The 25,772-nt window shown below is 67.9% G+C and carries 35 protein-coding genes, 1 tRNA gene and 1 pseudogene; 27 read left to right on the plus strand and 10 right to left on the minus strand.

Annotation, left to right across the window (positions count from 1 at the left end):
- Together ACH107_RS14895 and ACH107_RS14900 are read left to right on the plus strand one after the other, a co-directional pair.
- Positions 1-260 (plus strand): annotated as a pseudogene (locus ACH107_RS14895) (formimidoylglutamate deiminase); the annotation flags it as partial.
- Complete coding sequence (locus ACH107_RS14900) at positions 257-976, plus strand: UTRA domain-containing protein (RefSeq protein WP_412506508.1); 720 nt, start codon at positions 257-259, stop codon at positions 974-976. The pseudogene ACH107_RS14895 and the gene ACH107_RS14900, both read left to right, overlap by 4 nt.
- A gap of 80 nt (positions 977-1,056) precedes the next feature.
- On the opposite strand, the gene ACH107_RS14905 is transcribed toward ACH107_RS14900, so the two are convergent.
- Positions 1,057-1,131 (minus strand) — tRNA-Thr (locus ACH107_RS14905).
- 86 nt (positions 1,132-1,217) lie between these two features.
- Between ACH107_RS14905 and ACH107_RS14910 the strand changes: the two genes are divergently transcribed.
- The 3 genes from ACH107_RS14910 to ACH107_RS14920 are packed head-to-tail and all read left to right on the plus strand — an operon-like array spanning position 1,218 to position 3,120.
- Positions 1,218-1,373, plus strand: a complete 156-nt coding sequence (locus ACH107_RS14910; protein ID WP_412506509.1) for a hypothetical protein — start codon at positions 1,218-1,220, stop codon at positions 1,371-1,373.
- Positions 1,374-1,378: 5 nt separating this feature from the next.
- Entirely contained in the window at positions 1,379-2,644 is a 1,266-nt protein-coding gene (gene murA / locus ACH107_RS14915) for a UDP-N-acetylglucosamine 1-carboxyvinyltransferase (RefSeq protein WP_412506510.1), read from the plus strand.
- On the plus strand, positions 2,644-3,120 hold the full coding sequence (locus tag ACH107_RS14920; protein WP_412506511.1) for a DUF2948 family protein: 477 nt from the start codon (positions 2,644-2,646) through the stop codon (positions 3,118-3,120). Before murA ends, ACH107_RS14920 begins: the two co-directional genes overlap by 1 nt.
- Before the next feature lie 10 nt (positions 3,121-3,130).
- Here ACH107_RS14920 and ACH107_RS14925 read toward each other — a convergent pair whose 3' ends face one another.
- Positions 3,131-3,529 carry a c-type cytochrome gene (locus ACH107_RS14925; RefSeq protein WP_412506512.1) on the minus strand — a complete coding sequence of 133 codons (399 nt, stop codon included), beginning with the start codon at positions 3,527-3,529 and terminating at the stop codon, positions 3,131-3,133.
- Between the two features lie 134 nt (positions 3,530-3,663).
- On the opposite strand from ACH107_RS14925, the gene hisD reads away from it, so the two are divergent.
- From hisD to ACH107_RS14960, 7 genes are all read left to right on the plus strand, one after another.
- The gene (gene hisD, locus ACH107_RS14930; protein WP_412506513.1) at positions 3,664-4,968 is read left to right on the plus strand and encodes a histidinol dehydrogenase; all 1,305 of its coding nucleotides are present in this window, start codon (positions 3,664-3,666) and stop codon (positions 4,966-4,968) included.
- A gap of 95 nt (positions 4,969-5,063) precedes the next feature.
- Complete coding sequence (locus ACH107_RS14935) at positions 5,064-6,449, plus strand: pentapeptide repeat-containing protein (protein ID WP_412506514.1); 1,386 nt, start codon at positions 5,064-5,066, stop codon at positions 6,447-6,449.
- 159 nt (positions 6,450-6,608) lie between these two features.
- Positions 6,609-7,088: a UPF0262 family protein gene (locus tag ACH107_RS14940; RefSeq protein WP_412506515.1), complete on the plus strand. Its 480-nt coding sequence runs from the start codon at positions 6,609-6,611 to the stop codon at positions 7,086-7,088.
- A 4-nt stretch (positions 7,089-7,092) separates the two neighbouring features.
- Positions 7,093-7,554, plus strand: coding sequence for a low molecular weight phosphatase family protein (locus tag ACH107_RS14945; RefSeq protein ID WP_412506516.1), 462 nt, complete (start codon positions 7,093-7,095; stop codon positions 7,552-7,554).
- Positions 7,551-7,946 carry a ketosteroid isomerase-related protein gene (locus ACH107_RS14950; RefSeq protein WP_412506517.1) on the plus strand — a complete coding sequence of 132 codons (396 nt, stop codon included), beginning with the start codon at positions 7,551-7,553 and terminating at the stop codon, positions 7,944-7,946. The genes ACH107_RS14945 and ACH107_RS14950 overlap by 4 nt, the downstream gene beginning before the upstream one ends.
- On the plus strand, positions 7,943-8,527 hold the full coding sequence (locus tag ACH107_RS14955) for a GNAT family N-acetyltransferase (protein WP_412506518.1): 585 nt from the start codon (positions 7,943-7,945) through the stop codon (positions 8,525-8,527). Before ACH107_RS14950 ends, ACH107_RS14955 begins: the two co-directional genes overlap by 4 nt.
- 208 nt (positions 8,528-8,735) lie before the next feature.
- Entirely contained in the window at positions 8,736-10,328 is a 1,593-nt protein-coding gene (locus tag ACH107_RS14960) for a lipase family protein (protein ID WP_412506519.1), read from the plus strand.
- Between the two features lie 74 nt (positions 10,329-10,402).
- Here ACH107_RS14960 and ACH107_RS14965 read toward each other — a convergent pair whose 3' ends face one another.
- The 5 genes from ACH107_RS14965 to ACH107_RS14985 form a co-directional block, all read right to left on the minus strand.
- The gene (locus ACH107_RS14965) at positions 10,403-10,963 is read right to left on the minus strand and encodes a F0F1 ATP synthase subunit B (protein ID WP_412506520.1); all 561 of its coding nucleotides are present in this window, start codon (positions 10,961-10,963) and stop codon (positions 10,403-10,405) included.
- A gap of 5 nt (positions 10,964-10,968) precedes the next feature.
- Positions 10,969-11,514, minus strand: a complete 546-nt coding sequence (locus tag ACH107_RS14970; RefSeq protein WP_412506521.1) for a F0F1 ATP synthase subunit B' — start codon at positions 11,512-11,514, stop codon at positions 10,969-10,971.
- Between the two features lie 86 nt (positions 11,515-11,600).
- The gene (locus tag ACH107_RS14975; protein WP_412506522.1) at positions 11,601-11,837 is read right to left on the minus strand and encodes a F0F1 ATP synthase subunit C; all 237 of its coding nucleotides are present in this window, start codon (positions 11,835-11,837) and stop codon (positions 11,601-11,603) included.
- A 103-nt stretch (positions 11,838-11,940) separates the two neighbouring features.
- Positions 11,941-12,732, minus strand: a complete 792-nt coding sequence (locus ACH107_RS14980; protein WP_412506523.1) for a F0F1 ATP synthase subunit A — start codon at positions 12,730-12,732, stop codon at positions 11,941-11,943.
- A complete protein-coding gene (locus ACH107_RS14985) occupies positions 12,722-13,087 on the minus strand; it encodes an AtpZ/AtpI family protein (protein WP_412506524.1) in 366 nt (121 codons plus the stop codon). The genes ACH107_RS14980 and ACH107_RS14985 overlap by 11 nt, the downstream gene beginning before the upstream one ends.
- Positions 13,088-13,317: 230 nt before the next feature.
- On the opposite strand from ACH107_RS14985, the gene ACH107_RS14990 reads away from it, so the two are divergent.
- Complete coding sequence (locus ACH107_RS14990) at positions 13,318-13,644, plus strand: ArsR/SmtB family transcription factor (RefSeq protein WP_412506525.1); 327 nt, start codon at positions 13,318-13,320, stop codon at positions 13,642-13,644.
- A 28-nt stretch (positions 13,645-13,672) separates the two neighbouring features.
- On the opposite strand, the gene ACH107_RS14995 is transcribed toward ACH107_RS14990, so the two are convergent.
- From ACH107_RS14995 to ACH107_RS15005, 3 genes are all read right to left on the minus strand, one after another.
- On the minus strand, positions 13,673-14,563 hold the full coding sequence (locus ACH107_RS14995) for a DMT family transporter (protein WP_412506526.1): 891 nt from the start codon (positions 14,561-14,563) through the stop codon (positions 13,673-13,675).
- Positions 14,560-15,441, minus strand: a complete 882-nt coding sequence (locus tag ACH107_RS15000; protein WP_412506527.1) for a LysR family transcriptional regulator — start codon at positions 15,439-15,441, stop codon at positions 14,560-14,562. Before ACH107_RS15000 ends, ACH107_RS14995 begins: the two co-directional genes overlap by 4 nt.
- A gap of 98 nt (positions 15,442-15,539) precedes the next feature.
- Positions 15,540-16,076 (minus strand): prolyl-tRNA synthetase associated domain-containing protein, encoded by a 537-nt coding sequence (locus ACH107_RS15005; protein WP_412506528.1) that lies wholly within the window; start codon positions 16,074-16,076, stop codon positions 15,540-15,542.
- A 272-nt stretch (positions 16,077-16,348) separates the two neighbouring features.
- Here ACH107_RS15005 and ffh point away from each other — a divergent pair, with 272 nt between their 5' ends.
- The 14 genes from ffh to ACH107_RS15075 form a co-directional block, all read left to right on the plus strand.
- Entirely contained in the window at positions 16,349-17,839 is a 1,491-nt protein-coding gene (gene ffh / locus ACH107_RS15010) for a signal recognition particle protein (protein WP_412506529.1), read from the plus strand.
- Between the two features lie 100 nt (positions 17,840-17,939).
- Positions 17,940-18,512, plus strand: coding sequence for a GNAT family N-acetyltransferase (locus ACH107_RS15015; protein WP_412506530.1), 573 nt, complete (start codon positions 17,940-17,942; stop codon positions 18,510-18,512).
- Positions 18,509-19,048, plus strand: a complete 540-nt coding sequence (locus tag ACH107_RS15020; protein WP_412506531.1) for a GNAT family N-acetyltransferase — start codon at positions 18,509-18,511, stop codon at positions 19,046-19,048. Before ACH107_RS15015 ends, ACH107_RS15020 begins: the two co-directional genes overlap by 4 nt.
- The gene (locus ACH107_RS15025; RefSeq protein ID WP_412506532.1) at positions 19,048-19,653 is read left to right on the plus strand and encodes a GNAT family N-acetyltransferase; all 606 of its coding nucleotides are present in this window, start codon (positions 19,048-19,050) and stop codon (positions 19,651-19,653) included. The genes ACH107_RS15020 and ACH107_RS15025 overlap by 1 nt, the downstream gene beginning before the upstream one ends.
- Entirely contained in the window at positions 19,646-19,942 is a 297-nt protein-coding gene (locus ACH107_RS15030) for a chorismate mutase (protein WP_412506533.1), read from the plus strand. The genes ACH107_RS15025 and ACH107_RS15030 overlap by 8 nt, the downstream gene beginning before the upstream one ends.
- A 46-nt stretch (positions 19,943-19,988) precedes the next feature.
- Positions 19,989-20,366, plus strand: a complete 378-nt coding sequence (gene rpsP, locus ACH107_RS15035) for a 30S ribosomal protein S16 (protein WP_412506534.1) — start codon at positions 19,989-19,991, stop codon at positions 20,364-20,366.
- Between the two features lie 18 nt (positions 20,367-20,384).
- Positions 20,385-21,014: a 5,6-dimethylbenzimidazole synthase gene (bluB, locus tag ACH107_RS15040; RefSeq protein ID WP_412506535.1), complete on the plus strand. Its 630-nt coding sequence runs from the start codon at positions 20,385-20,387 to the stop codon at positions 21,012-21,014.
- Position 21,015: 1 nt separating this feature from the next.
- The gene (locus ACH107_RS15045; protein WP_412506536.1) at positions 21,016-21,159 is read left to right on the plus strand and encodes a hypothetical protein; all 144 of its coding nucleotides are present in this window, start codon (positions 21,016-21,018) and stop codon (positions 21,157-21,159) included.
- Positions 21,156-21,668: a ribosome maturation factor RimM gene (gene rimM / locus ACH107_RS15050; RefSeq protein ID WP_412506537.1), complete on the plus strand. Its 513-nt coding sequence runs from the start codon at positions 21,156-21,158 to the stop codon at positions 21,666-21,668. Before ACH107_RS15045 ends, rimM begins: the two co-directional genes overlap by 4 nt.
- A gap of 51 nt (positions 21,669-21,719) precedes the next feature.
- A complete protein-coding gene (gene trmD / locus ACH107_RS15055) occupies positions 21,720-22,520 on the plus strand; it encodes a tRNA (guanosine(37)-N1)-methyltransferase TrmD (protein WP_412506538.1) in 801 nt (266 codons plus the stop codon).
- A 290-nt stretch (positions 22,521-22,810) separates the two neighbouring features.
- Positions 22,811-23,194 (plus strand): 50S ribosomal protein L19, encoded by a 384-nt coding sequence (rplS, locus tag ACH107_RS15060; protein ID WP_412506539.1) that lies wholly within the window; start codon positions 22,811-22,813, stop codon positions 23,192-23,194.
- A gap of 11 nt (positions 23,195-23,205) precedes the next feature.
- On the plus strand, positions 23,206-23,427 hold the full coding sequence (rpmE, locus tag ACH107_RS15065; RefSeq protein ID WP_412506540.1) for a 50S ribosomal protein L31: 222 nt from the start codon (positions 23,206-23,208) through the stop codon (positions 23,425-23,427).
- Between the two features lie 169 nt (positions 23,428-23,596).
- Entirely contained in the window at positions 23,597-25,153 is a 1,557-nt protein-coding gene (locus ACH107_RS15070) for a calcium-binding protein (RefSeq protein WP_412506541.1), read from the plus strand.
- A gap of 96 nt (positions 25,154-25,249) precedes the next feature.
- The coding region (locus tag ACH107_RS15075; RefSeq protein WP_412506542.1) for a tetratricopeptide repeat protein at positions 25,250-25,772 on the plus strand (523 nt) is incomplete at its 3' end.

Raw genomic sequence — 25,772 nt, forward strand, 5'->3', positions numbered from 1 at the left:
GGGCGGCGGGGCGCGCGTCGGGCCGCATCGCGCCGGGGCACTGGGCCGACCTGCTGGCACTCGACGCCGATCACCGCGATCTCGCTGGTCTGGCTGGCGACGCGACGCTCGACGGCTGGATTTTCGCGGGCGATGACAGGATGGTGCGCGACGTGTGGTCGGCAGGCCGCCACACGGTGCAAGAGGGCCGCCACCGCGACCGCGACGCGATCATCGCCGCCTATCGACGCGCCGTTGCCCCGCTGAGAGAAACGCTATGACCCGCGGCGCGCGCATCGGCGGCTGGCAGGCCGTGCAGGCCGAGGTTCTCCGGCGCATCCACGCGCGCGAATGGCCGCCGGGCCATGTCATTCCCGGCGAGGTCGCGCTCGCGCGGGAATTCGGCTGCGCGCGGGCCACGGTGAACCGCGCACTGCAGGCGCTGGCCGATACCGGGATACTGGAACGGCGCCGCAAGGCCGGCACGCGCGTGGCCCTGCACCCGGTCAGCCGCGCCACGCTGGACATCCCCGTGATCCGGCAGGAGATCGAGGCGCGCGGACAGACCTACGGATACCGGTTGCTGGCCCGGGCAGAACAGGCGCCCGAGGGCTGGGCCCGCACGGTCATGGACCACGCGGGCGCGGCCGGCGGCTGCCTCCACGTCGAGGCCCTTCACAGCGCTGACGGCGTGCCCTTCGTGCTGGAGAACCGCTGGATCAGCCTGCCGACGGTGCCCGGCGCTGCCGAGCGCGATTTCGCGACGGTCAGCGCCAACGAATGGCTGCTGGCCACCGCCCCTTACACCCACGGCGATATCCGGTTCAGCGCCGGCACCGCCGACGCGGACACGGCGCGGCTGCTGGACTGCGCCGTCGGCGCCCCGGTCTTCGTGGTCAACCGCGTCACTTGGGATCATGATGCCCCCATCACCGCCGTCCGGCTAAGCTATGCGCCCGGTTACAGCGTGGAAACCCGCATCGGCACGCTGTCCTGAGGCACGAAACCACCCGCCCGGGCCGACACGCCGTGGCGGCAGGAGAACATCTTTTTTCCGAAAGGGCGGGCGCGGATTAATGGTGCTGCTGGGGAGGATTGAACTCCCGACCTCACCCTTACCAAGGGTGCGCTCTACCACTGAGCTACAGCAGCCCGCGTGGCGCGGTGATTAGACGCTTCGACCCGATCGTGCAAGCCTAATCTGGACCCTTTTTCCCGCCTGCTGTAAGGAGTAGCGCATGAAGAAAAACGAACCGCGCAATCAAGGCGACAAAACGGGCGAAAGCCGTGAGGACAGGCTGAAAGCCGCCCTCAAGGCCAATCTCGCACGACGCAAGGCGCAGACACGGGCGCGGGCCACGAACAAGCCCGGCAAGACGCCCGACAAGGGGTAGAGCGGATGGATTCGATCATCGTGCGGGGCAACGGCCCGCTCAAGGGGCAGATCCCCATCGCAGGGGCCAAGAATGCCTGCCTGACGCTGATGCCGGCCACGCTGCTCAGCGAGGAACCGCTGACGCTGACGAACGCGCCGCGCCTGTCGGACATCCAGACGATGGCGCATCTCCTGCAATCGCTGGGCGCCGAGGTGACGCAGATGCAGGACGGGCAGGTGCTGGCGCTGTCCAGCCACGCGCTGACAAGCCACGTGGCCGAGTACGACATCGTGCGCAAGATGCGCGCCTCGATCCTGGTGCTGGGTCCGCTGCTTGCGCGGGACGGCCACGCGGTGGTGTCGCTGCCCGGTGGGTGTGCGATCGGCGCGCGGCCCGTCGACCTGCACCTGCGCGCGCTCGAAGCCATGGGGGCCGAGCTCGAGCTCCGGGAGGGCTATGTTCACGCCCGCGCACCCGGCGGGCTCAGGGGCGGCACGGTCGAGTTTCCAATCGTCTCGGTCGGGGCGACGGAAAACACGCTGATGGCCGCAACGCTGGCCCGCGGCACGACCGTTCTGACGAACGCCGCGCAGGAACCCGAGATCGTCGATCTGGCGCGGTGCCTGCGCCGCATGGGCGCGCAGATCGAGGGCGAAGGCACACCGACGATCACCGTACAGGGCGTCGAACGGTTGCACGGTGCGACACACCCCGTCGTGCCCGACCGGATCGAACTGGGCACCTACATGCTGGCCCCGGCGATCTGCGGGGGCGAGGTCGAGTGCCTCGGCGGCCGTATCGAGCTGCTTGGCGCCTTCTGCGAGAAGCTCGACGACGCCGGAATCGCCATCGAGGAGACGAAGAACGGGATCATGGTGCACCGCCGGAACGGCCGGGTGAAATCGGTCGATGTCACCACGGCCCCCTTCCCGGGCTTCCCCACGGACCTGCAGGCGCAGATGATGGCGCTGATGTGCACGGCCGACGGCGTCAGCGTCCTCGAGGAGCGGATCTTCGAAAACCGGTTCATGCACGCCCCTGAACTTATGCGGATGGGCGCGCGGATCGACGTGCAGGGCGGCACCGCGACCGTGACCGGGGTCGAGCGGCTGAAGGGCGCGCCGGTGATGGCAACCGACCTGCGCGCCAGCGTGTCCCTGATCCTTGCCGGGCTGGCCGCGGAGGGGGAAACGGTGGTAAACAGGGTGTATCACCTCGACCGCGGCTATGAACGCGTCGAGGCGAAACTGGGCGCCGTGGGCGCCCGCATCGAGAGGGTGTCCGGCTGATGACCGAAGATGCCAGATTCGAGGACGGACGCGACGCGCCGCTCAACCTTGGCGCGTTCGATGACGACGACCTGCGGGTGATCTCCTCGCTGGCGCAGGACGCGGTGTTCCCGATCACGGAAATGACATGGCGACCCCGCGAACGCCGCTTCGCGCTACTGGTCAACCGGTTCCGCTGGGAGGATACGCGCCGTGGCGAGGGAACGCCCGAACGCGTTCAGTCCGTGCTGCTGGTGGACAACGTCCTGTCCGTGGCCAGCCACGGCATCGACCGCAACGACACGGACACCATCCTGTCGCTTCTGACGGTGACGTTCGAACCCGAGGACGAGTGCGGCGGCCACGTGCTGCTGACGCTTGCCGGTGACGGTGCGATCCGCCTGAACGTCGAAGCGCTCGAGGTCGGCCTGAGGGACGTGACGCGCCCCTACAGGGCGCCCTCGGGACGGGCGCCCTCTCACGATGACGACTCGTGACGGCGCCGCGCTAGTCCTGAATCGATTCCAGGTAATAGGCCAGCGACAGCACCCTGCCCCGCACGATCACCTCCGAGCCGTAAGGACCCGCGTTGTCGACCTGGCCGGTGAACCTGTCACCCCAGACGGGCATCGGGTAGCCGTGCCCGCGAATACCCTGCCGGCCGTCGATGGTGTGGATCACATCGAGCATCGGAAAGACACCGTCATTGGCCGCTGTCAGCCCTGTCAGCGGGGGAACTTTCACCGTCATCAGGTCGGCAAGCGGTCCGTCCCCGGCGCCGGTTTCGCCATGGCAGGACGCGCAATTGTTCATGTATTCGTCCTTGCCGGTCTCCTCCGCCAAGGCGGCCCCTGAAACGGCCATCCCGAAAAGCGCGGCGCATGCGGATGCTGCGAAGAATTTCATGGGACTCTCCCTGTAAGTTACGCGTGCCCTTCTTGTCCCGTGCGGCGGACGCGCGCGCATTAACCCCGGTCAATACGCCCGCTTGAGGCCCGGCGCGCATCGGTCTATGTGACACCCGTCCAAGGAGGTCTGCCATGCCCGTCACACTCGATGCGCGCGAACCCGGTTTCGAAACGGCGTTCGATGCGCTGCTGTCCGCCAAGCGCGAGGACGCGCCCGAAATCGACGAGGTGGTCGCTGCCATCATCGGCGACGTGCGCACGCGCGGCGATGCCGCCCTGATCGACCTGACCGAGCGGTTCGACCGCCTCGAGCTGACGCCCGAGGGACTCAGGTTCACGACCGAAGAGATCGACGCGCTGGTCGCGCAAGTCCCGATGGACCAGAAGCAGGCCCTGACCACCGCCGCCGACCGCATCCGGGCCTATCACGAAAGGCAGGTCCCCGAAGATGCCAGCTGGACCGATGCGGCCGGCGCCACGCTGGGCTGGCGCTGGCGCCCCGTGGGCGCGGCGGGGCTCTACGTGCCCGGCGGGCTTGCCTCCTATCCGTCGTCGGTGCTCATGAACGCGATCCCCGCCAAGGTGGCGGGCGTCGAGCGGCTGGCGATGGTCGTGCCGACCCCGGACGGCGTGGCGAACCCGCTGGTGATGCTGGCCGCCCGGATCGCCGGCGTGGACGAGATCTACCGCGTAGGCGGGGCCCAGGCGATCGCCGCGCTGGCCCACGGCACGCGGACCATTCCGCCCGTCGACAAGATCACCGGCCCCGGCAACGCCTACGTGGCCGCCGCCAAGCGGCAGGTTTTCGGCACGGTCGGGATCGACATGATCGCCGGCCCGTCCGAGATACTGGTGATCGCCGATGCCGACAACGACCCCGACTGGATCGCGCTCGACATGCTCAGCCAGGCCGAGCACGACGAAAGCGCGCAGGCCGTCCTGATCACCGATGACACGGATTTCGCGACGGCCGTGGCGGGCGCGATCGACCGTCGCCTCGAAACGCTGCAACGGCGCGACATCGCCGGGGCAAGCTGGCGCGACCACGGCGCGATCATCACGGTGGCGGATCTGGATGCGGCAGCCGGGCTGGCCGACCGGATGGCGCCCGAACATCTGGAACTCTGCGTCGCCGACCCCGAGGCGCTGGCGGACAGGATACACCATGCCGGCGCGATCTTCCTCGGTGGTTGGACGCCCGAGGCCATCGGCGACTATGTCGGCGGCCCCAACCACGTGCTGCCCACCGCCCGCTCGGCGCGGTTCTCGTCCGGGCTGAGCGTCATGGACTTCCTCAAGCGGACCACGCTGGCACGGATGACGCCCGAGGCCCTCAGGGCGGTGGGGCCGGCCGCCGAGACGCTGGCCAATGCCGAAAGCCTCGAGGCGCACGGGCTGAGCGTTCGCGCGCGGCTCGACAAGCTGAACGAGGGCTGAAACGACGCGCTCGCAGCGCGCGACCGGCAAAGGCGGCCAGCCGGTTGCAGCGCCGCGCCGGGCCGCCTAGCGTGGCGGGCAAGGAGGGCGGTGCCGTGGCCGAGGACAAGTTGCAAGACCCGGAGCTGCCGGCCGGCGCGATCGTGGCGACGCACGCGCTGGCCGAAGGGCAGGTGCGGCGCAATGACGGGGTCGTGCTGAACCCGGCGGCGAAGAACCCGTGGTACGTGCTGGCGACCATCGCGGGGGAGTACGAGACCACCGAGCCCGTCGCTCCCTTCGACGACCTCGCCGCGCGGAACCGGCGGTTCTGGAACGGCTGGGCCTGCGCGGAGATGGACGACGCGGCCCGCGCGGCGCTGGCGGAGGAGTTGGGCGTGCCGGCGGCTGAGGTGGCGCCGCTGAGTGCGGCGGAGCGGCAAACGCTGGAAGCCGAATTCGCCCGGCGGCTGGGGCCTGACGTGCCGATCCCGAACCCGTCGGACAGAATCGACTGCAGGGAGACGCATTTTCCCGTCGCGCTTGTCATGCAGGGCTGCGTTTTTCCCGGGTTCACCACTTTCAGCGACACGCATTTTGCCGGGACTACCATTTTTTTCAAGGCGCACTTTGCCGGGCCTGCCCACTTCAGAGGCACACATTTCGCAGACCGTGCATTCTTCCAGGCCGCGTATTTTGCTGACTACGCGGACTTTATTTGCCACGCGCATTTTAACAAGCGTGCCGAGTTCCGTGCTGCGCATTTCGCCGGGCCTGCCTTTTTCGATGATGCCCATTTCGCGGACCATGCCGTCTTTAACACCACGCATTTTGGCGGGTCTGCCCGTTTTAAGGCCGCGCATTTTGACGGGCCGGCCGATTTTTCGAACGGGGCTTTCAAGTCCAAAACCGTGTTTGCCGGTGCGGAGTTCGAGAGATGGGCGCCGAAATTCCACCACCGCGAGATGCACCACGACACGAGTTTTACAACCGAGCGAAATAACTGGCCGAAGCCCACGAAAGACAACGCCGATGACGGCAAGCGAGCCTATACACGGCTGCGCCAGATCGCGGCGGAGGCGCACAACCCCGATGACGAGCATTTCTTCCTGCGGCAGGAGATGCGGTGCAAGCGGGTATTGGCGGACCGGTTTCACAAGCTGCTGTTCTGTCTTTACAGCCTGATTTCGGATTACGGTTACAGCGTGGCGCGGCCGGCGGCGGGGCTGGCCCTTTCGTGGCTTTTGCCAGGCTTTGCCTACCTGTTTCATTTCGCCGCCGGGATCATCGCCGGGACGGCGCCGGTGAGTATCCTCGGCCCCTTCGGTCTGTCATTCGCGAACCTGTTCGCCTTCCTCGGGCTCCGCCGGCTCTATTTTACCCATGTGCTGAAGGACCTGCCCGGCTGGCTGCAGGCCCTTGCCGGGGCGCAGACGGTGGCGGGGGTGGTGCTGCTGTTCTTCCTCGGCCTCGGGCTGCGCAACCGGTTCCGGTTGCATTGAGCGGGGCGCGCGGGGTGCCCGTCCGGCCGCTCCGCGAAACGCCCTACCTGGGCGCGCGGGCCACGGCGACGCAAAAACGCCCCGCGTGGTCGCGGGGGCGCATTGCCCCGGCAGGGGCGCTGCGCTAGGGAAGACCCAGCCGAAGCGAAAGGCCATCCCATGAGCCGCATAAGCCATATCGAACTGGACGACGCAAACCTGCCCCCGCCGACCCCCGAGATCGAGCAGGAGCGCAAGGTGGCCATGTTCGACCTTATCGAGGAAAATTCCTTCAGCCTGCCGAACCGCGACGACCGCGTGGTGCCCGATGGCCCCTACCGCGTCGCGCTTTCCATCCGTGACAAGCGGCTCGTCTTCGACATCCGCACCGAGAACAGCGAGCCCGCGGCGGAATTCCACCTGTCGCTCAGCCCGTTCCGGCAGGTGGTCAAGGATTACTGGGCGATCTGCGAAAGCTATTTCGATGCGGTCAAGAACATGCCGCCCAGCCAGATCGAGACCATCGACATGGCTCGGCGCGGCATCCACAACGAAGGGGCGCGGATCCTCGAGGAGCGCCTCGAAGGCAAGGCACAGGTGGACAGCGACACGGCGCGGCGCCTTTTCACCCTGATCTGCGTGCTGCATTTCGGGGGCTGACGGGGTGGTCTGCGATCTTCCGCAGTCTGTGCTTTTCTGCTGCGACCACAATGCCGTGCGTTCCCCGATGGCCGAGGGCATCATGAAGAAGTTCTACGGCTCGGATACCTATGTGCAATCCGCCGGCGTGAAGGGCGACATGGAAATCGACGGTTTCTCGATCGCCGTCTGCGAGGAGATCGGCGTCGCGCTGGCCCGCCACCGCACGCGCAGCTTCGACGAGATGGAACAATGGGGCGACGACCTGTCCTCGTTCGACCTCATCGTGGCGCTGAGCCCGGCAAGCCAGCGGCGCGCGCTGGAACTCACGCGGGTCTTTCACCTCGACGTGCTCTACTGGCCGATCATGGACCCGACCGGGCTGGGCGAGACGCGCGAGGCCAAGCTCGACGCCTATCGCCAGACCCGGGACCAGATCATTTCCCACCTCAAGCAACGCTGGGGCGACCCGAGGGAGACGGAATGAACGCGACAGTCAAAGCCTATTTCGACGCCTTCGCCCGCGGTGACGTGCCGGCCATGCTGGCCTGCCTGTCCGAAGACGTGGCGCATCACGTGAACGAGGGGCGGATGCGCCACGGCAAGGAGCTTTTCCAGCGCTTCTGCGAGCACATGAACCGCTGCTACCGCGAGGAACTGACCGACATGGTGATCTTCGACGTCGAGGGCGGCACCCGCGCGGCCGCGGAATACGTGGTGACCGGCACGTATATCGAGACCGATGACGGCCTGCCCGAAGCCCGCGGCCAGACCTACCGCCTGCCGGCAGGGTCTTTCTTTTCGCTGGAAAACGGGCTGATCACCCGTGTCGTCACCTATTACAACCTTGCCGACTGGCAGCGGCAGGTCACGTCATGACGCGGGTGGCACGGCTGACCGGCCCCGCGCTTTCGGCGGCGCTTGACGACGTGGCGCGACTGCGGATCGAGGTGTTCCGCGCCTGGCCGTACCTGTATGACGGGTCGGCGGCCTATGAACGTGACTACCTGAAAACCTACGAGGACAGCACCGACGCCATCGTGGTCGGGGCGTTCGACGACGACAGGCTGATCGGCGCGGCGACCGGGACGCCGATGGAGGATCACGCCGAGGATTTCGCCGCTGCCTTCGACGGACGGGACATCGACCTGCGCGACATTTTCTACTGCGCCGAGAGCGTGCTGCTGCCGCAATACCGCGGCCGTGGCATCGGGCACGCCTTTTTCGACGCGCGCGAGGCTCATGCCCGCGACCTCGGCCGGCGGTACAGCGCTTTCTGCGGTGTCGTGCGGCCGGCGGCGCACCCGTTGAAACCCGACGGGTATCAACCGCTCGATCCGTTCTGGCGCAAGCGCGGCTACGCCCCGGTCGAGGGGGCGGTCGCGCATTTCCGCTGGAAGGATATCGACCAGCCGGCGGAAACCGACCACCCGCTGCAATTCTGGATGCGGCGGTTGTGACGCGGGCGGGGTGCCTACGGCCCCGGCAGGGCATCACGGGATCACCGGCATCCCGCGCGGCCCCGGCGGACGCCTTCGGCGAGGGTATTTCAACCGAGAAGAAACGCCGGCGCCGGGTCCCCGAAGATCGGGCGTGTGAGGATCGGCGCGCGCGGGGGCCGGCGTGGTAAGCGCGCGGGACACGGACCAGACGTTGGCGGCGCGCCTGGTGACATCGCTTCAGGCCGCGCTCGGCAGCTATGCCCCCGACCCGGCAACGGCCATCGCCGCGGATGCGGACGGCGCCGTGCAAGGGCTGTCGGTGGTGGACCTCTCGGCCTACCTGCCGACGGATACGCGCGACCGGATCACGCCTGCCGGGGTCTTCGAGGGCGGGACGCGCTTCGTGTCGGACATCGCGCTCGAACATCCGGATGTCCCGGCGCTGGCCGCGGATCTCGGGCTGGCGGCCGGGCCCGCCGCGCTGCAGGCCGCGACCGTTTTCATGGACCGCCAGCCGGCGGAGGCGGTGGCGTTGCGCGGCGACGGCAGCGGGCTGGCCGGCCGGGGCACGCTCTACCTGGGGCTGCGGGGCTCCGACAACCTTGTGGATGCGGCCCTCGGCGGACAGGCATGGACGGGCGCCGGGCAGGCCGCGTATTTCCGGATGCTGGCCCCGTTTTTCGAGGCCGCGCGCGCCTATGCCGCGGCGCAAGGGATCGAGCGGATCGTCGTGACGGGCCACAGCCTTGGCGGCGCGATGGCGGATCTCTTCGCGGTTCTGGTGGCGCCCCGATGGCGGCGCGATTTCGAGGTGGAAAGCGTATCCCTGGGCTCGCCCGGATTGGCGCCCGACGTGCTGACCGCGCTGGCGGCACCGGACGCCGATCCGCCCGTATCGGGGTCGGACGGGCCGGTTGCACGCCCTGCCGGGCATCTCGATCTTGTCAATCTCGGGGATCCGGTGCCGTTTCCCGCGACGCTGCCCGATTACGCGCCGGCGCGGCTGCTGGCGGACAACACCCCGCTGGCCGGCGCCGTCCGGTTCGACCAGGTGGCCGTTGACGGGGGCGCGGCCGACGTGACGGGCCCCCTCTTCGGGCCGGCGCATGATCCGTTTCTCTATGCCGAGGCGGCGCGTGCCTTTGCCGTGGCGCATCCCGAGGCGCAGGCAATGGCGGATCTTGCGGGCAAGGCCGCGATCGTTGGCGCGGCGGAGGGCGATGATTTCCTGGCGGCGCGCGGGGCGGCGACGGTGGTGCTGGGACTTGGCGGCGCGGACACCCTGCGCGGCGGAGCCGACCCCGACCGCCTGCTTGGCGGCGCGGAGACCGACATCGCGGGCGGTGCCGTCGGCGACGACACGATCAAGGGCGACGGCGGGCACGATTCCCTGGGCGGTGGCCCGGGACGCGACAGGATCATGGCCGGGGCCGGTGATGACGCGGTCGGCGGCGGGCTGGGCAATGACCGGATCGATGGCGGGGTGGGTGATGATTTCCTCGCCGGGGGCGGTCGCGATGACACGCTCGACGGGGGCGATGGCGATGACCGGCTCAACGCGGGACCGGGCAACGATGTGCTAACCGGAGGGCCCGGTGCGGATGTATTCGTTTTCCGTACGCATGGCGGCTGCGAGCGGGATGTAGTGACCGATTTCGACCCGGCCCGCGACAAGGTTCTGCTCGACGCGGCCGCTATCCCGGCCCTGCACGCAACGGCCGCCGGCACGCGACTGAGCCTGCCAGATCGCGACCTGTTGCTGCTGGACATGTCCCCGGGCGAGCTCGGCGCCGGGGATTTCCTGCTGACCGGGGGCTGACAGCCCGGCAAACGAAAAGGCCCGGATTGCCCCGGGCCCTTCGAGCGGTATGCGTCACCGGCGAGGTCGGCCGCTCAATGCAGCTTGGTATCGACGTCCGAGATGGCCGAGTCGATCAACTTGTTCGCCTCGGTGGCGGACATCTGTTTCGCGATGACTTCGCGCGCCGCCGCGACCGCGATATCGACGGCCTGGTCGCGCACTTCCTTGACGGCACCGGCCTCGGCCGAGGCGATCTGGTCTTCCGCGGCCTTCATCCGGCGCGCGATCGAGTCCTTGAGATCTTCCTTGGCCTGTTCCCCCGCCTCGGCCGCCTCCTGCTTGGCATGGGCGACGATGCGTTCGGACTGGGCCTGCACCTCTTTCTGCTTGCGCTCGTAGCCGGCCAGCAGGGCCTGGGCTTCCTCGCGCAGGGCGCGTGCCTCGTCCAGCTCGGACTTGATGCCCTCGGCCCGCTCGTCCAGCTTGCGGCCCAGCCGGCCGGGCACCTTGAAATACACCAAAACCGCGATGAACAGCAGGAACGCGATCAGCACCACGAAGTTCGTGTTGCCCAGCGAGAAGAACGGGCCGGATGCCGCAAAAGCGGGGCTGGCTGACGTCAGGGCGATCAGGGTGGCAAGACTGCGTTTCATATCCCTTATCCCTTCATCTGCCGGTCAACGGCCGCGGTGACGGTTTTCTTGTCGGCCTTGGCCCCAAGGGCGGACACAAGCTCGGTCGCGGTGTCATGCGCCACGTCCTTGACCGCGTCAAGCGCGCTGGCGCGGATTTCCGCGATCCGCTTCTCGCTCTCGGCGGATTTCGCCGCGATCTCGGCATCGGCCTTGGCGGTTGCCTCGTCGAGGTCGGCCTTGATGTCGGCCTTGGCCGCGGCGATTATTTCCTGCGCCTCGGCGCGGGCATCGGCCAACGCCTTGTTATAAGCTTCCTCGGATTCCTCCGCCTTTACCTTGAGGTCTTCGGCGGCGGCAAGATCGTTGGTGATCGTCCCCTGACGTTCGGCCAGCACGGATGCGATCCGCGGCAGCGCGATACGCGACAGGATGAAGTAGATCACGACCAGCGTGACGATCAGCCAGAAAATCTGGTTGCCTATCCAGTCGCCGCAGAGTTGCGGCAGACCGATGGCGCCGCCCGCACTGTCGACGCAGGCACTGGTGGTTTCGTGCGTTTCGGTCGCCATGTCGTCCTCCTGATGGGAACTTTCCGTTTACACCGGGCGGCGGCATGACGCCGCCCCCCGGCCGTAAGGATCAGGTTCCGCGAGGATCAGACGGCAAACATCAGCAGAAGCGCGACGAGGAACGAGAAGATCCCCAGCGCTTCCGCGAACGCGATACCGATGAACATGGTTGCGGTCTGGCCACCGGCCGCCGACGGGTTGCGCAGGGCACCCGACAGGAAGTTGCCAACCACGTGCCCCACACCGAGAGCCGCGCCGCCCATGCCCGTGCAGGCCAGACCGGCGCCGATGTAAGCACCCATTTGAACGATGTCGCCTTCCATTTCGATTCTCCTTACGTTGGAATTTGCGTTGTTTCGTGTGGACTGTCGGCAGCCGGAACCACCGGTTTCTCGGGGGCGGGCACGGGGCCCGCCGATGATGAGGTCAGTGCGCGGGGTGAAGCGCGTCCTTGAGGTAGACGCAGGTCAGGATGGTGAACACGTAGGCCTGAATGAACGCCACCAGCAGCTCCAGCGCGTAGATCGCGGTGATCGCGAGGATGGAAAGCGGTGTCACGAGGATACCGACGCCGGTGGAGATCAGAACCAGCGGTGCGAAGGCGGCAAAGACCTTGATCACCGCGTGCCCCGCCATCATGTTGCCTGCAAGACGGATGGAGTGGCTGACCGGGCGGACGAAGTACGAGATCACCTCGATCAGCGCGAGGATCGGCCGCAGCGGCAGGGGCGCCGAGCTGATCCAGAACAGCCCGAGGAAGCCTGACCCGTGCTTGACGAAGCCGAGAACCGTCACCGACACGAAGACCAGCAGCGCCAGCACGGCCGTCACGGCGATGTGACTGGTCGTCGTGAACGCCCCCGGAAGCAGGCCGAGGAAGTTGGCGATGACGATGAACATGAACAGGGTCATGATGTAGGGGAAATACGGCAGCGCGTCCTTGCCGGCCACGTCCTCGACCATCTTGCGGATGAAACCGTAGGCCAGTTCGGCCACCGACTGGGTACGGGTGGGCACCGTCGCGCGCTTCGACGCGCCCAGCACCAGAAGCGCGAAGATCGCCAGCACCGACAGCGCCATCCACAGCGTCACGTTGGTGACCGTGAACAGCCCGACCGGGCCATCCCCGAAAAGCGGCTCGACGATGAACTGATCCATTGGGTGGAAAACAAGCCCTCCACCGTCTGCGTAGTCGGCACCGTTCGCTTCAGTCGCCATTTTTCACCCTCTTCTCGCCGCCCGTGCCGGGCGTGTCATCCGCCGCCTCGTCGGCCCCATCGTCGGTTTGCTGCATCTCCCGCGCGCTGCGCATCATCGTCTTGATGCCCGCGGCGAGACCCAGCAATGTGAACAGCACGAGGAAGATGGGCAACGTGCCCAGCAGGCTGTCCAGCCCGTACCCCATGCCGAAACCGATCAGCAGACCGGCCACAAGTTCGATCACCATCCGCCAGGCGTGCTGCGCTTGGCTGTAATGGCTTTCCTGGTGGGGCGGCGGCGCTTGCTTTCCCTTTATGTCGTCGATACGCCTTTGCAGCTCTATCAGGCGCTCGCTTTTGTCAGGGTCGGCCACCTTCTGCCCCTCCGGAACGGTTGCGCTTTTGCTATGCGCAGGCGCGCCCCGAGTCAAGCGCGCTTCGCACGCCGCAGAAATTACTATAGGTAATTGTTTTATTTATTTATTTTACACTCACACCCGGCCGGCGCAGACTGCCGCGGCCACCCGTACGGCGCGATCCGCCGCATTTGCCATATTCAACCATACGGTTGATCTTGGGCGGCACCGCGGCGTAATGAACGGACATGAGCCATGACCTCGACACCGTTTTCCATGCCCTGGCCGATCCGACGCGCCGCGCGATCCTCGCCATGCTGCTGGAAGATGACATGGCCGTGACGGATGTCGCCGACCCTTTCGAGATGAGCCTCGCCGCCGTGTCGAAGCACCTGACGATCCTGACCCGCGCAGGCTTGATCACGCAGGAGCGGCGCGGGCGGGTGAAATGGTGCAAACTGGATCCCGACGCGCTGCGCGAGGCCAGCATCTGGATGCAGGGGTTCGGCCAGTTCGAGCCCGTCAACCTCGACGCCTTCGAGCGGTTCCTCGCGAAGGAGCTGCCGGACACCTGACCGAACACCTGACAGGCCGGCCGCCCGCTCAGCCCGCCGGGTGCTCGTCCTTGAGAAGCATGAAAAGCGCGACGGCCGTCAGGGCGACGCCGCCCAGCACGATGCCGCGCGGCAGACCGTGGCCGAGCGCCGCCTGCCAGCCGATCACCCATGTCGGCGTGAGGTACGTGTAGGCCATGACCTTGGCGCTCGGCAGTCGCAGCGACGCGTATTGCAGCAGCACGAAGGTGATCGCCGTGGCGAAAACCGCCGTGTAAAGGATGGTGATCCAGACGATCGGCGGCAGCGCCGCCCAGTCGGTCGCGGCGATGTCGCGCCAGCCCGTCAGCACCAGCAGCACGGCCGCCCCCGCCATCGCCCCGAAGGAAAAGACCACCAGCGGCTCCCCCCGGTTCAGCTTGCGCACGAGCGGGGTATAGAACGCGTGGGCCGTGCAGCCCAGCAGGTAGATCAACTCGCCCCGCCCCATCTGCAGGGCCAGCAGCGCGCCGGGATCACCGCGAAAGATCACCCACAACGCGCCCGCCCCGCCGACCAGCAGGGCCAGCGCCATGCGCCGCGTCGTGATCTGGCGCAGCAGCACGTACCCGAAGACGCCCGAGATGATCGGCGTCAGCGTGAAGACGGCCGCCGCCGAAACCGGCGCGGCCGTCTTGAGCGCCTCGAACATCAGCACGAAGTAGATCCCCATCGACCCGCCCATCAGCAGGTAGCGCCACGGCGCCGCGAAAGCCGTACGCGGCAGCCCCGTTCGGATCTGCGCCAAGCCGCCGACCAGCAGGGCGGCGATCACGAAGCGCACGGCGTTCAGCGCCGTCGGCGCGATGTGATTGGCCACCATCCCCCCGAGCGCGAAGGAGCCGGCCACCAACCCCGAAAAGGCCAGCATGGCCAGATGACCGCGAAGGACCGGCGTCACAACGCCTCCCACGTCTTGGACCGTTCCTTGAGAAAGCTCAGGAACGCCTGCACCTTCGTCGTGCGGTGCAGGTCCATGTGCGTGACCAGCCACAGCGGTGCCGCCCATTCCGGCCGCGGCTCTATGATCTGCTCCAACCCGCCGATCTCGGCCGCCTGCAATTGCGACATGAACCCGATGCCCGCCCCCTCGGCGATGGCGCGGCGCTGCGCGTGCATGTCACCGCTGCGGAAGATGATGCGGTCGGCCGGCACCGTCTCGCGCAGCCACTTGGCGAAAGGTGCGCGCGAATTCGGGTCGTCCGCGCTGACGAAACGGTGCGCGCCGAATTCCGCCTCCGATGCCGGGCGGCCGTGGCGCGCGGTATAGGTCTCGCTGGCATAAAGCGCGAAGCGCTGCTCGAAGAACGGTTGCACCACGTTGTCCGGCTGTTCCGGCGCGCTGCCCGCGCGCAGGGCGACATGCGCCTCGCCGTATTCCAGCCGGAACAAGCGGTCCCCGGTCAGGTAACGCACCACGAGGTCGGGGTAATCACGCTGGAAATCGGTCAGGACCGGCACCAGCAGATGGCTCAGCCCGCCCAGCGACGTGACCACCAGCTCGCCCGAGACATCGTTGCCGCGCCCCCGGATGCGCCCCGAAAGCTGGCTGAACTGGTCGTCCGTGGCCTGCGCGACGCGCAACAGGTCCTCGCCCGCCTCGGTCGGGGTATAGCCCCGCGCGTGCCGCTGGAACAGCTTGACGCCCAGCCGCTCCTCCAGCGCGTCGATATGGCGGATGACAGTGGCGTGATGCACGCCCAGCACCTCCGCCGCGCCGCTCACCGTGCCGATCCGTGCGACATTGTAGGCGGTCTTGACCTCGTCCCAGCTTTCCATGGCTTTCACCCTCCGAATGCGGGCAGGCCCGCGATGTCCCCCCGGGCAAACACGTCACGCGAAGGGCCTGTCCGCCGCCGCTGGCGCGGCGCGGACCGTCAAAATTCCAGCCAGCCCGGCCGGCACCCGAACCGTGCCAGCACGTCCAGCAGCGCATCCGGCGACAGCGCGACCGTCCGGTCGTTGACCAGCGGATGCACGTGCACGACCGACGCCGCGCCGATCGCCGCGTCCATCCAGAGACGAACGTCACTGTCCACCCCTGTCACCATTGCCAGCGGGCTCACCGCGCCGGGGCGCACACCGAGGTGCTGCATCAACCGCTCGGGCGAGCCGAAACTGACACCGCCCGCGCCGATCATCCGACCCAGCGCCTTCAGGTCCACGTCCCGGTCCTGTTCCAGCACGACGAGGTGATTGCGCTTCTTCTTGTCGCGCAGGTAGAAGTTCTTGACGTGAACGGCGCCGGGCCTGTCCGGGATCACGGCCCCCTGCACGGTCCTGGCGTCCGCCACCGTCCGCAGCGGCACGTGTTCGTGCAGGTCGTGCGGCACGCCCCACGCGCGCAGCCGCGCCAGAAGCGCGTCGGAACTCACCGGCAGGCTGTCCTGGTGCGCCGTTGTCGCGTCCGCCATGCTGTTCTCCTTGTTCGCTCCCCGCGTGTTTCTCCCTTTCGGCGCGCCGACGCAACCCTTGCGGCGGCCGTCCCATGCGCGGGGCTTGACTCCCCCGGCCGCCGGCCCTAGACGCAAGGCAGCTTCCGGAAGTGTACAAGGCTTCCGGTCCCTTGGCCCCGTGCCGGGATCGCCCCCCACCAGCGAGTTTCGCCCGTGGGGGTCTTTATGCATTGAACCGCCGCCCCTACTTTCGGGAGGCATGACAGCAACCGGCACAGGAGGCCCGGAAGATGTTTGAAAACCTGTCCGAACGGCTCTCCGGCGTCTTCGACCGGCTGACCAAGCAGGGTTCGCTCTCCGAGGAGGACGTCAAGACGGCCCTGCGCGAGGTCCGCGTCGCGCTTCTCGAGGCCGACGTCTCGCTGCCCGTTGCGCGGGATTTCATCAAGAAGGTGCAGGATCAGGCCACCGGGCAGGCCGTCACCAAGTCCGTCACGCCCGGCCAGCAGGTCGTCAAGATCGTGCATGACGCGCTGGTCGAGACACTGACCGGCGCCGAGGACCCCGGCGCGCTCAAGATCGACAACCCGCCGGCGCCGATCCTGATGGTCGGCCTGCAGGGGTCGGGCAAGACGACGACCACCGCCAAGCTGGCCAAGCGCCTGCACGAAAAGGACGGCAAGCGCGTGCTGATGGCCTCGCTCGACGTCAACCGCCCCGCCGCGATGGAGCAGCTCGAAATCCTCGGCCGCCAGATCGGGGTCGACACGCTGCCCATCGTCAAGGGCGAGGGCCCGGTCGCCATCGCCAAGCGCGCGCGGACGCAGGCATCGCTGGGCGGCTACGACGTCTACATGCTCGACACCGCGGGCCGCCTGCATATCGACGAGGAACTGATCCGGCAGGCCGCGGACGTGCGCGACGCGGTCTCGCCGCGTGAAACGCTCCTGGTCGTGGACGGGCTGACCGGGCAGGACGCGGTCAACGTCGCCACCGAGTTCGACGACAAGATCGGCGTGTCGGGCGTGGTCCTCACCCGGATGGACGGCGACGGGCGCGGCGGCGCGGCGCTGTCGATGCGCGCGGTGACGGGCAAGCCAATCCGCTTCGTCGGCACCGGCGAGAAGACGGACGCGATCGAGGCGTTCGAACCCGAACGCATCGCTGGCCGCATCCTCGGGATGGGCGACATCGTCAGCCTCGTGGAGAAGGCGCAGGAAACCATCGAGGCCGAACAGGCCGAGCGCATGATGAAGCGCTTCCAGAAGGGTCAGTTCAACATGAACGACCTCAAGATGCAGCTTGAACAGATGCAGAAGATGGGCGGCATGGAAGGCGTGATGGGCATGATGCCGGGCATGGGCAAGATGGCCAAGCAGATGGAAAGCGCGGGCGTGGACGACCACATCCTCAACCGGCAGATCGCGCTCATCCAGTCGATGACGAAAAAGGAACGCGCCAATCCCAAGCTGCTTCAGGCGTCACGCAAGAAACGCATCGCCCGGGGCGCCGGGCTGGAGGTCAGCGAGCTCAACAAGCTGCTCAAGATGCACCGCCAGATGGCCGACATGATGAAGAAGATGGGCAAGGGCGGCATGATGAAAGAGGCCATGAAGGGCATGTTCGGCAAGGGCGGCACCCCCGCCCCCGAGGACATGGCCCAGGGCATGGACTCCAAGGCGCTGGAACAGGCCGCCAAGCAGATGGGCGGCGGGATGCCGGGCATGGGCGGCGGCAAGGGCCTGCCCCCGGGCCTCAGCGGTTTCGGCAAGAAGAAATGACCGACTTGTCCCTGCCCGGCCCCGAACGTCCCCGCCGGCGGGTCCCGGCCTCCAGACCGGCACCCGCGGCATCACCGCGCCCCGTCCCGGAGACACGCGCATGACCCTTACGCTCGACATTCCCCGGCTGGAAACGCCGCGGCTGGTCCTGCGCGGCCCGGAAACGTCGGACTTCGACCCGCTGGCCGCCTTCCTGACCGACGAGGCCCGCGCCTGGGGCTTCGGCGCCGAGAAGAACCGGTCCAAGGCATGGCGCTGGTTCGCCTGTTCCATCGGGCACTGGGCGCTCCGGGGGTACGGCTATTTCACGATGGAATGGAAGGAAACCGGCGACCCCTGCGGCATCACCGGTATCTGGAACCCCGAAGGCTGGCCCGAACCTGAAATCGGCTGGGTCGTCTACGAGGGCTTCGAGGGCCGCGGGATCGCCTACGAAGGCGCCGAGCGTGCGCGCCGGTGGGCCTACGAGGAACTGGGGCTGACCACGCTCACCTCGAACATCGTGCCCGGCAACGACCGCTCGGTCGCGCTGGCCGAGCGGCTGGGCGCATGGTTCGAACGCGACTACGACAACGTCGAGATGGGCGCCGAGCAGCTGTTCCGCCACCCCGGCCCCGCCGAGCTGGGCATGACGCTCGGCGATGACGACGGCAGCCCGGAGGCCTACGCGTGACCGTCCGGCTCAGCGGGACACCGGCGCTCGAAACCGGGCGACTCACCCTGCGCGCCCCCGGCCCGCAGGACTGGGACGCATGTGCCGCCTTTCTCTGCTCGGACCGTGCGCGCCACCTTGGCGGGCCCCATACCCGGCCCGACGCATGGCGCAGTTTCGGCCACCTTGTCGGGCATTGGGTGCTGCGCGGCTACGGCATGTTCGTCTTTTGCCTGAAGGGCAGCGACGCGGCGCTCGGCGCCGTCGGGCCGCTCTATCCCGAGGGCTGGGCCGAGCCCGAGATCGGCTGGTCCGTCTGGTCCAAGGCGCACGAGGGCAAGGGCTATGTCGCCGAGGCCGCGGCGGCGGCCCGCGACCATGCCTTCGTCGGGCTGGGCTGGACCACGGCTGTCAGCTACATCGACGCGGACAACACCCGCTCCATCGCGCTGGCCGAACGGTTGGGCTGCCGCTACGACGCGGACGCCGCGCTGCCCGCCCTGCCCAACTGGGAGGGCACGCTTGTCTACCGCCACCCCGCACCGGGGGATACGTGATGCCGACGACGAACATTCCCCGGCTCGAAACCCGGCGCCTCGTGCTGCGCGGCCCCGAGCCGCAGGACTACCCGAATTTCAAGGCGACGTTCAGTTCCTACCGTTCGCGCTTCATGGGCGGGCCGCTCAATGCCTACGAGGCGTGGATGCTGTACGCCGCCGAGATCGGGCACTGGCAGATCCGGGGCTACGGCATGTGGATGATCCACGACAGGGAAACCGACGCGACGCTGGGCATGGCCGGCGGCTGGTACCCCGCCAAGTGGCCCGAGCGCGAGATCGCGTGGATCATCTGGCCCGAGAAGGCCGGGAAAGGCTACGCGCTCGAAGCCACCGACGCGGTGCGCCGCCACCTCTACGGGCCGATGGGCTGGGACGGCGCGGTCAGCTACATCGACCCCAAGAACCTCGATTCGATCCGGCTTGCCGAGCGTCTGGGCTGCGTCAAGGACAAGACAGCGGCAACCATCGACGGCAACGACGCCGTCTACCGCCACCCCTCGCCCGAAACGCTGAAGTCCGGCCAGATCGCCGACGGGATCGAACTGGAAATCAGCCATTACTGCGATCCGCTCTTCAAGCCGAAAGGAATGCCCGTTGACTGACGCCGCCGCCCGCGCCGCCGAGCTTCTGCAAGAGCATCGCGAAAGCATCGACAGGCTTGACGCGATCCTTGTCTACACGCTGGGCGAACGCTTCAAGCACACGCAGGCCGTGGGCCGGCTCAAGGCCCGTCACGACCTTCCCCCGTCCGATCCCGACCGCGAAGCGGCACAGATCGCGCGGCTCGAAGACCTGGCGAACCGGGCCGATCTCGACCCGGAATTCGCCAAGAAGTTCCTGAACTTCATCATCGCTGAAGTCATTCAGCACCACCAGAGACACCAGTCCTAGAGTGGGCCGATGGCCCACCCAACCCGCCATTGAAGGAGACAGACAAATGGCCATGAAAATCAGACTTGCCCGCGGCGGTTCCAAGAAACGCCCGCATTACTCGATCGTCGCCGCCGACAGCCGGATGCCGCGGGACGGCCGATTCCTTGAAAAGCTGGGCACCTACAACCCGCTTCTGCCCAAGGACAGCGAGCATCGCGTCAAGATGGACGTCGAGCGCATCAAGTACTGGCTCGACCAGGGCGCACAGCCCTCCGACCGCATCTCGCGCTTCCTCGAAGCCGCGGGCGTGCTCGACAAGAAGGAGCGATCCAATCAGCAGAAGGCCCAGCCCGGCAAGAAGGCCCGGGAACGCGCCGAGGAAAAGGCCGAGAAAGCAGCCGCCGCGGCCGGGTCGCCCGCCGCCGAGGCGGCCAAGGGCTGAGGCGCGACGGGCGCCGCCATGTCACGCTTCCCCCCCGATTTCCAGGCCGACCTGCGCGACCTGATGAAATGGCGCCGCGACGTGCGCCATTTCAACACTGCGCCGGTGGAGGAGGCGCTGCTGCGGGACTGTCTCGACAGTTTCCTGCTGGCGCCCTCCGTCGGGCTGAGCGAACCGTGGCGGGTGATCCGCGTTGAAAGCGCGGGCGCGCGCCGCGCGGCGCTGGACAATTTCAGCGCCGCAAATGACCGGGCGCTTGCGGGATATGACGGCGACAGGGCGCAGCACTACAGTCGGCTGAAACTCTCCGGCATGACCGAGGCACCGGTGCAACTGGCGGTGTTCTGTGACGAGGAAACAGGCAAGGGCGCCAGTCTCGGGCAGCTTACCATGCCCGAGATGCGCCGCTATTCGGTGGTCGGCGCGATCACCCATTTCTGGCTGGCCGCGCGGGCGCGCGGGCTGGGCGTGGGCTGGGTGTCGATCCTCGATCCTGACAGGCTGGCGCGCGACCTCGACGTGCCCGGCGCATGGGCGCTGGTCGCCTATCTCTGCGTGGGCTGGCCCGCGGCGGACACCGACACGCCCGAACTGGAACGCGTCGGCTGGGAAGACCGGCGCGGCACCCTGCCGATGGAGACACGCTGAGATGCGCCGCCCCGTTCGCACGCTTTTCCTGATGGCCCTCGTCTTTGCCGCCGGGGTCGTCTTCGAACGCCGCCAGCACGGCCAGCGCTGCGCCGAGGCCGGCGGTCACGTCGCCGCGGGGCTCTGCCGGGGGGCGACGGGATGAGCGGCGACGGCGAAAGGGTCTGCGTGGGCGCGATCGCGGGCGCCTACGGCACGCGCGGCGAGGTCCGGCTCAAGAGCTTCACCGCCACCCCCGAGGACATCGCCGGCTACGGCCCGCTCTCGACGGAGGACGGCACCCGCAGCTTCGACGTCACGCTGACCGGGCAGATCAGCAACGGCTTCAGCGCGCGCCTGTCCGACGTGCGCAGCAAGGAGGCGGCCGACACGCTGCGCGGCAACCGCCTCTACCTCGACCGGGCGCGCCTGCCCGCCCTGCCGGATGACGAGTTCTACCATGCCGACCTGATCGGGCTCGAGGTGGTGGATACCGGCGGCACGGTCCTGGGCCGCGTCAAGGCGGTGCTCAACCACGGCGCGGGCGACCTGCTCGAAATCCACGGCCCCGGCCTGCGCGCCACCGTCCTGCTGCCCTTCACGCGCGCGGCGGTGCCGACCGTCGATCTGGCCGCCGGCCGCATCGTCGCCGACCCGCCCGACGGCCTGTTCTGAAACGGCGCCGCGGCTTGCCACGCGGCGTCCGGCCCGCTATGGCCTGCCCGCATGAGCGACACGCCCCGATCCCACGGCCGCAAGTCCATCTCGGCCAGCCTGACCCCGCAGGAACTCGTCGATCCCGCGCCCCGGCTTGCCGGTGTCTGGACGGCGCGGGTGATCACCCTGCTGCCGCAGGCCTTCCCGGGCGTTCTGGGCGAAAGCCTGACGGGCAAGGCGCTCAAGGACGGGCTGTGGCAGCTCGACACGATCGACCTGCGCCCCTTCGGCGAGGGGCGCCACCGCAACGTCGATGACACGCCCGCCGGCGGCGGGGCCGGGATGGTGCTGCGCCCCGACGTGATGGGCCGCGCGATCGACGCGGCACAGGCCGGGGCCCCGCCCGGCACCCCGCTCGTCTATCCCAGCCCGCGCGGCCGCCCCTTCACGCAGGCGATGGCGCGCGATTTCGCCCGCGCCCCCGGCCTGACGCTGATCTGCGGCCGGTTCGAGGGGCTGGACCAGCGGGTGATCGACCAGTACGGCATCGACGAGGTCAGCCTCGGCGATTTCGTCCTTACCGGGGGCGAGATCGCGGCGCAGGCGCTGATCGACGCCACGGTGCGGCTGCTGCCCGGGGTTCTGGGCAACGCCGCCTCGACCGAGGAGGAAAGTTTCTCCGACGGGCTGCTGGAGCATCCGCAATACACCCGACCCGCCGAATGGCGCGGTCATTCCATCCCCGATGTGCTGATGTCGGGCCATCATGGCCGCATCGCCGAATGGCGCCGCGATCAGGCCGAGCAACTGACCCGCGCCCGCCGGCCCGACCTCTGGCGCGCGCGCGGCAACCGGCGCGACGACGACTGAGCCGCGGGCGGCAAATCCCCTTGCCACGGCGGGCAAAATTCCCTAGACACCGCGCATCCCGGCGGGCTGGCCCGACTCGGGGGCGTGTGTCGTTCGCCCGATGTGCCGCGGTTTCTTCGCCGCCTCCGCCATCGGCCCCCGTGAAACGGGTCGCCGCGCGCCGCGATCAAGTAAAGACGACCTGTATCTCTGGCGGGCATCACCCGATGGACCCGGAAGAAGACCAAGAGCTCTGGAGGCGCGCAACACCTTTGCGGATCGAACCGCAAGCATAGTTAGGAGTCACAGCGATGGACCTGATCGCTCAACTGGAAGCCGAGCAGATCGCGGAGCTCGGCAAGACCATCCCCGATTTCAAGGCCGGCGACACCGTGCGCGTCGGCTACAAGGTGACGGAAGGCACGCGCAGCCGCGTGCAGAACTTCGAAGGCGTCTGCATCAGCCGCAAGAACGGCGAGGGCATCGCCGGCACCTTCACCGTGCGCAAGATCTCCTTCGGTGAAGGCGTGGAACGGGTCTTCCCGCTCTACGCGACGAACATCGACAGCATCACGGTGATCCGCCGTGGCCGCGTCCGCCGTGCCAAGCTCTACTACCTGCGCGCGCGCCGCGGCAAATCGGCCCGCATCGCCGAGGACACCACCTACAAGCCCAGATCGAACGCCTCGGCCTAAGGAGCGATACGATGAAAAAAGACATCCATCCCGATTATCACGTCATCGATGTCAAGATGACCGACGGCACCGTCGTGCAGATGCGCTCGACCTACGGCGCCGAGGGCGAAACGATCTCGCTCGACATCGACCCGACCTCGCACCCGGCCTGGACGGGCGGCGGCCACCGGCTGACCGACGCGGGCGGCCGCGTCTCCAAGTTCAAGAACAAGTACGCGGGCCTCGGCTTCTGAAGCCCGCCACCCGCGCGAATTTTCCGAACGCCGCCCCCTTCCCGGGGCGGCGTTTCGCGTTCGGGACGTCAGGGCGGGGCCTCGAATGGCCGTCACACGATTGCAAGATTCCGAAACACAATTTAGACGTGTAGACAAGTGATTTGATTAAGAAGAAAGGACAGGAACCTTGGCAACCGCAAACGCCTTTCTGGCAACACGTGTTCCCCCGGTTAACATCTGGTTCGGCAACGACGTAAGCGCTACCGCCACCCGGATCTCGGTCTCGGATGGCGTTCGACAGGCCGTCTACTCTGGTGATTTCCAGTTCAATATCTTTGGCGATGTCCTGGGCACGCTCGAAACGCTCGACGTGTCCATTAACGGGCAACCGCAATTCAGGGTCACGGGCATCAACGCAGACGCGAACGAGGTTTTCGTCGCTGTTCAGCGGCAGGCCGACCCGGTGCGCAGCTCGCAACTGATCCTCGCCGGCGACGATGACGTGACAGGGTCCCCCGAGGCGGACTCGCTTGCCGCCTTCACCGGCAGCGACAGCATCGACGGCGCCGGCGGGAACGATTTCCTCGATGGCGGGTCGGGCAATGACACCATCGCCGGCGGTCCGGGTGATGACACCATCACCGGTGGCACGGGCGTGGATACCGCCGTCATCAACGCCACGTTCGATGCCGCCGGGATCGTCGAGACCGATGGCGGGGTCACGATCACCGATTCCGACGGGCGCGACGAATTCCGGGGGATCGAGAACTTCGCCTTTGCCGACCGCACCGTCGCCGCCGCGGACCTCGTCCAAACGCCGTCAGAGCCGCCGGACCCCGTTGAGCCGGACGAGACCCTGACGGGCAGCGATTCCGGCGAACTGCTGACCGGCGGCCCGGGCAACGACCTGATCGAGGCCGGCGCCGGCAATGACGGCCTGCAGGGCCGCGGTGGCAACGACACGCTGTCCGGCGGCGCCGGCGACGACACCATTTCCTCCTTCGACGGCAACGACGTGGCCAGCGGCGGGGACGGCGATGACCGGATGGGCGGCGGCCTTGGCGACGACGACATGCGCGGCGACGCCGGCGATGATTTCATGGGCGGCGGCCAAGGCAACGATGCCGTTGACGGCGGGGCCGACAACGACGTGGTGAACGGCGGCGCGGGGGACGATACGCTCGACGGCGGCACCGGCAACGACACGATGGGCGGCAGCTTCAACGACGACGTGGTCAATGGCGGCGACGGCGATGACGACATGGGCGGCGGCGCCGGGCAGGACACCGTGGATGCCGGGGCCGGCAATGACAGCGTCGGCGGCGGCGAAGGCAACGACGAGATCGCGGGCGGTGACGGCGACGACTTCCTCGCCGGCGGCGGGCGCGACGACGTCATCGACGGCGGCGCCGGCACCGACTCGATCAACGGCGGCGACGGTGACGACACCATGACCGGCGGCGACGGGGAGGACCTGTTCGTCTTCAACTTCTTCAAGGACAGCGACGCCGATGTCATCACCGATTTCGAGGACGGCACCGACGGCTTCCTGATCCGCACGGTCAGCACGCTGGACGGCACGCCCAACATCGACAATGGCGGCAACGGGGTACAGGGCTTCCTCGACGCGCTGAACATCACCGACACCGCCGACGGCGCGCAGATGACCTTGGACGGCCATATCGTCACGATCGAGAACGTCGCGGCGGCCGACCTCACGCTGGACGATTTCCAGTTCATCTGACACTTGGCCCCTGCCCGGCCATCCGACTGCCGGTGACGAATTCGCAATCATTTGGCGCCACCCTGTTCCCGAAACCCACCGGGAACAGGGGCGATCATGGCCACACAGGTGACGAAACTTCTGGCGCGGGCGCAATCGGCCGCGCGGCGCGGCGCGCGGGCGGACGCCGCGCAGCTCTATACCGAGGTGCTGGCGCGCTTTCCCGCGAACCGGCGTGCACGGCAGGGCCTCGCGCAACTTGAACGTCCCGATCCGGCCGCACGTGCCGTCACGCAGGCCGAGATCGACGACGTCCTGCGCCTCCACCGCGCCGGCCAGCACGAAAAGGCGCTGGCACAGGCACGGGCCTTGTCGCGCGTGGCGCCCGGGATGCGGGCGCTTGGCGATATCCGTGCCGCCTGTCACCGCGCGCTCGGCCGTCCCGACCGCGCGCTGGAAATCTACCGTGACGCCTTGCGGGGCAGCCCGCGCGATGCCCGGCTGTGGCGCAATTGCGGCGCCGCTCTGCTGGACATGACACGCCTTGACGAGGCCGAGGACTGCCTTGCCAAGGCGGCCCGCCTCGCCCCGGATGACCCCGACGGCTGGACCGCGCTGGCCGAGGCGCGCCTGCGCCGCG

This window comes from Roseovarius halophilus (ex Wu et al. 2025) (assembly GCF_047086965.1).

Bases quoted from the DNA above. Each gene is read 5' to 3' on its own strand.
- ffh (WP_412506529.1), top strand. From the start codon at position 16,349: ATGTTTGAAAACCTGTCCGAACGGCTCTCCGGCGTCTTCGACCGGCTG.
- ACH107_RS14980 (WP_412506523.1), bottom strand. From the start codon at position 12,732: ATGGCGACTGAAGCGAACGGTGCCGACTACGCAGACGGTGGAGGGCTT.
- ACH107_RS15000 (WP_412506527.1), bottom strand. From the start codon at position 15,441: ATGGAAAGCTGGGACGAGGTCAAGACCGCCTACAATGTCGCACGGATC.
- ACH107_RS14950 (WP_412506517.1), top strand. From the start codon at position 7,551: ATGAACGCGACAGTCAAAGCCTATTTCGACGCCTTCGCCCGCGGTGAC.
- trmD (WP_412506538.1), top strand. From the start codon at position 21,720: ATGAGCGACACGCCCCGATCCCACGGCCGCAAGTCCATCTCGGCCAGC.
- ACH107_RS15015 (WP_412506530.1), top strand. From the start codon at position 17,940: ATGACCCTTACGCTCGACATTCCCCGGCTGGAAACGCCGCGGCTGGTC.
- rplS (WP_412506539.1), top strand. From the start codon at position 22,811: ATGGACCTGATCGCTCAACTGGAAGCCGAGCAGATCGCGGAGCTCGGC.
- ACH107_RS14965 (WP_412506520.1), bottom strand. From the start codon at position 10,963: ATGAAACGCAGTCTTGCCACCCTGATCGCCCTGACGTCAGCCAGCCCC.
- ACH107_RS14990 (WP_412506525.1), top strand. From the start codon at position 13,318: ATGAGCCATGACCTCGACACCGTTTTCCATGCCCTGGCCGATCCGACG.
- rimM (WP_412506537.1), top strand. From the start codon at position 21,156: ATGAGCGGCGACGGCGAAAGGGTCTGCGTGGGCGCGATCGCGGGCGCC.
- ACH107_RS15005 (WP_412506528.1), bottom strand. From the start codon at position 16,076: ATGGCGGACGCGACAACGGCGCACCAGGACAGCCTGCCGGTGAGTTCC.
- ACH107_RS15025 (WP_412506532.1), top strand. From the start codon at position 19,048: ATGCCGACGACGAACATTCCCCGGCTCGAAACCCGGCGCCTCGTGCTG.
- ACH107_RS14900 (WP_412506508.1), top strand. From the start codon at position 257: ATGACCCGCGGCGCGCGCATCGGCGGCTGGCAGGCCGTGCAGGCCGAG.
- murA (WP_412506510.1), top strand. From the start codon at position 1,379: ATGGATTCGATCATCGTGCGGGGCAACGGCCCGCTCAAGGGGCAGATC.
- ACH107_RS14940 (WP_412506515.1), top strand. From the start codon at position 6,609: ATGAGCCGCATAAGCCATATCGAACTGGACGACGCAAACCTGCCCCCG.
- bluB (WP_412506535.1), top strand. From the start codon at position 20,385: ATGTCACGCTTCCCCCCCGATTTCCAGGCCGACCTGCGCGACCTGATG.
- rpmE (WP_412506540.1), top strand. From the start codon at position 23,206: ATGAAAAAAGACATCCATCCCGATTATCACGTCATCGATGTCAAGATG.
- ACH107_RS14920 (WP_412506511.1), top strand. From the start codon at position 2,644: ATGACCGAAGATGCCAGATTCGAGGACGGACGCGACGCGCCGCTCAAC.
- ACH107_RS14910 (WP_412506509.1), top strand. From the start codon at position 1,218: ATGAAGAAAAACGAACCGCGCAATCAAGGCGACAAAACGGGCGAAAGC.
- ACH107_RS14955 (WP_412506518.1), top strand. From the start codon at position 7,943: ATGACGCGGGTGGCACGGCTGACCGGCCCCGCGCTTTCGGCGGCGCTT.
- ACH107_RS15045 (WP_412506536.1), top strand. From the start codon at position 21,016: ATGCGCCGCCCCGTTCGCACGCTTTTCCTGATGGCCCTCGTCTTTGCC.
- hisD (WP_412506513.1), top strand. From the start codon at position 3,664: ATGCCCGTCACACTCGATGCGCGCGAACCCGGTTTCGAAACGGCGTTC.
- ACH107_RS14970 (WP_412506521.1), bottom strand. From the start codon at position 11,514: ATGGCGACCGAAACGCACGAAACCACCAGTGCCTGCGTCGACAGTGCG.
- ACH107_RS14975 (WP_412506522.1), bottom strand. From the start codon at position 11,837: ATGGAAGGCGACATCGTTCAAATGGGTGCTTACATCGGCGCCGGTCTG.
- ACH107_RS14925 (WP_412506512.1), bottom strand. From the start codon at position 3,529: ATGAAATTCTTCGCAGCATCCGCATGCGCCGCGCTTTTCGGGATGGCC.
- rpsP (WP_412506534.1), top strand. From the start codon at position 19,989: ATGGCCATGAAAATCAGACTTGCCCGCGGCGGTTCCAAGAAACGCCCG.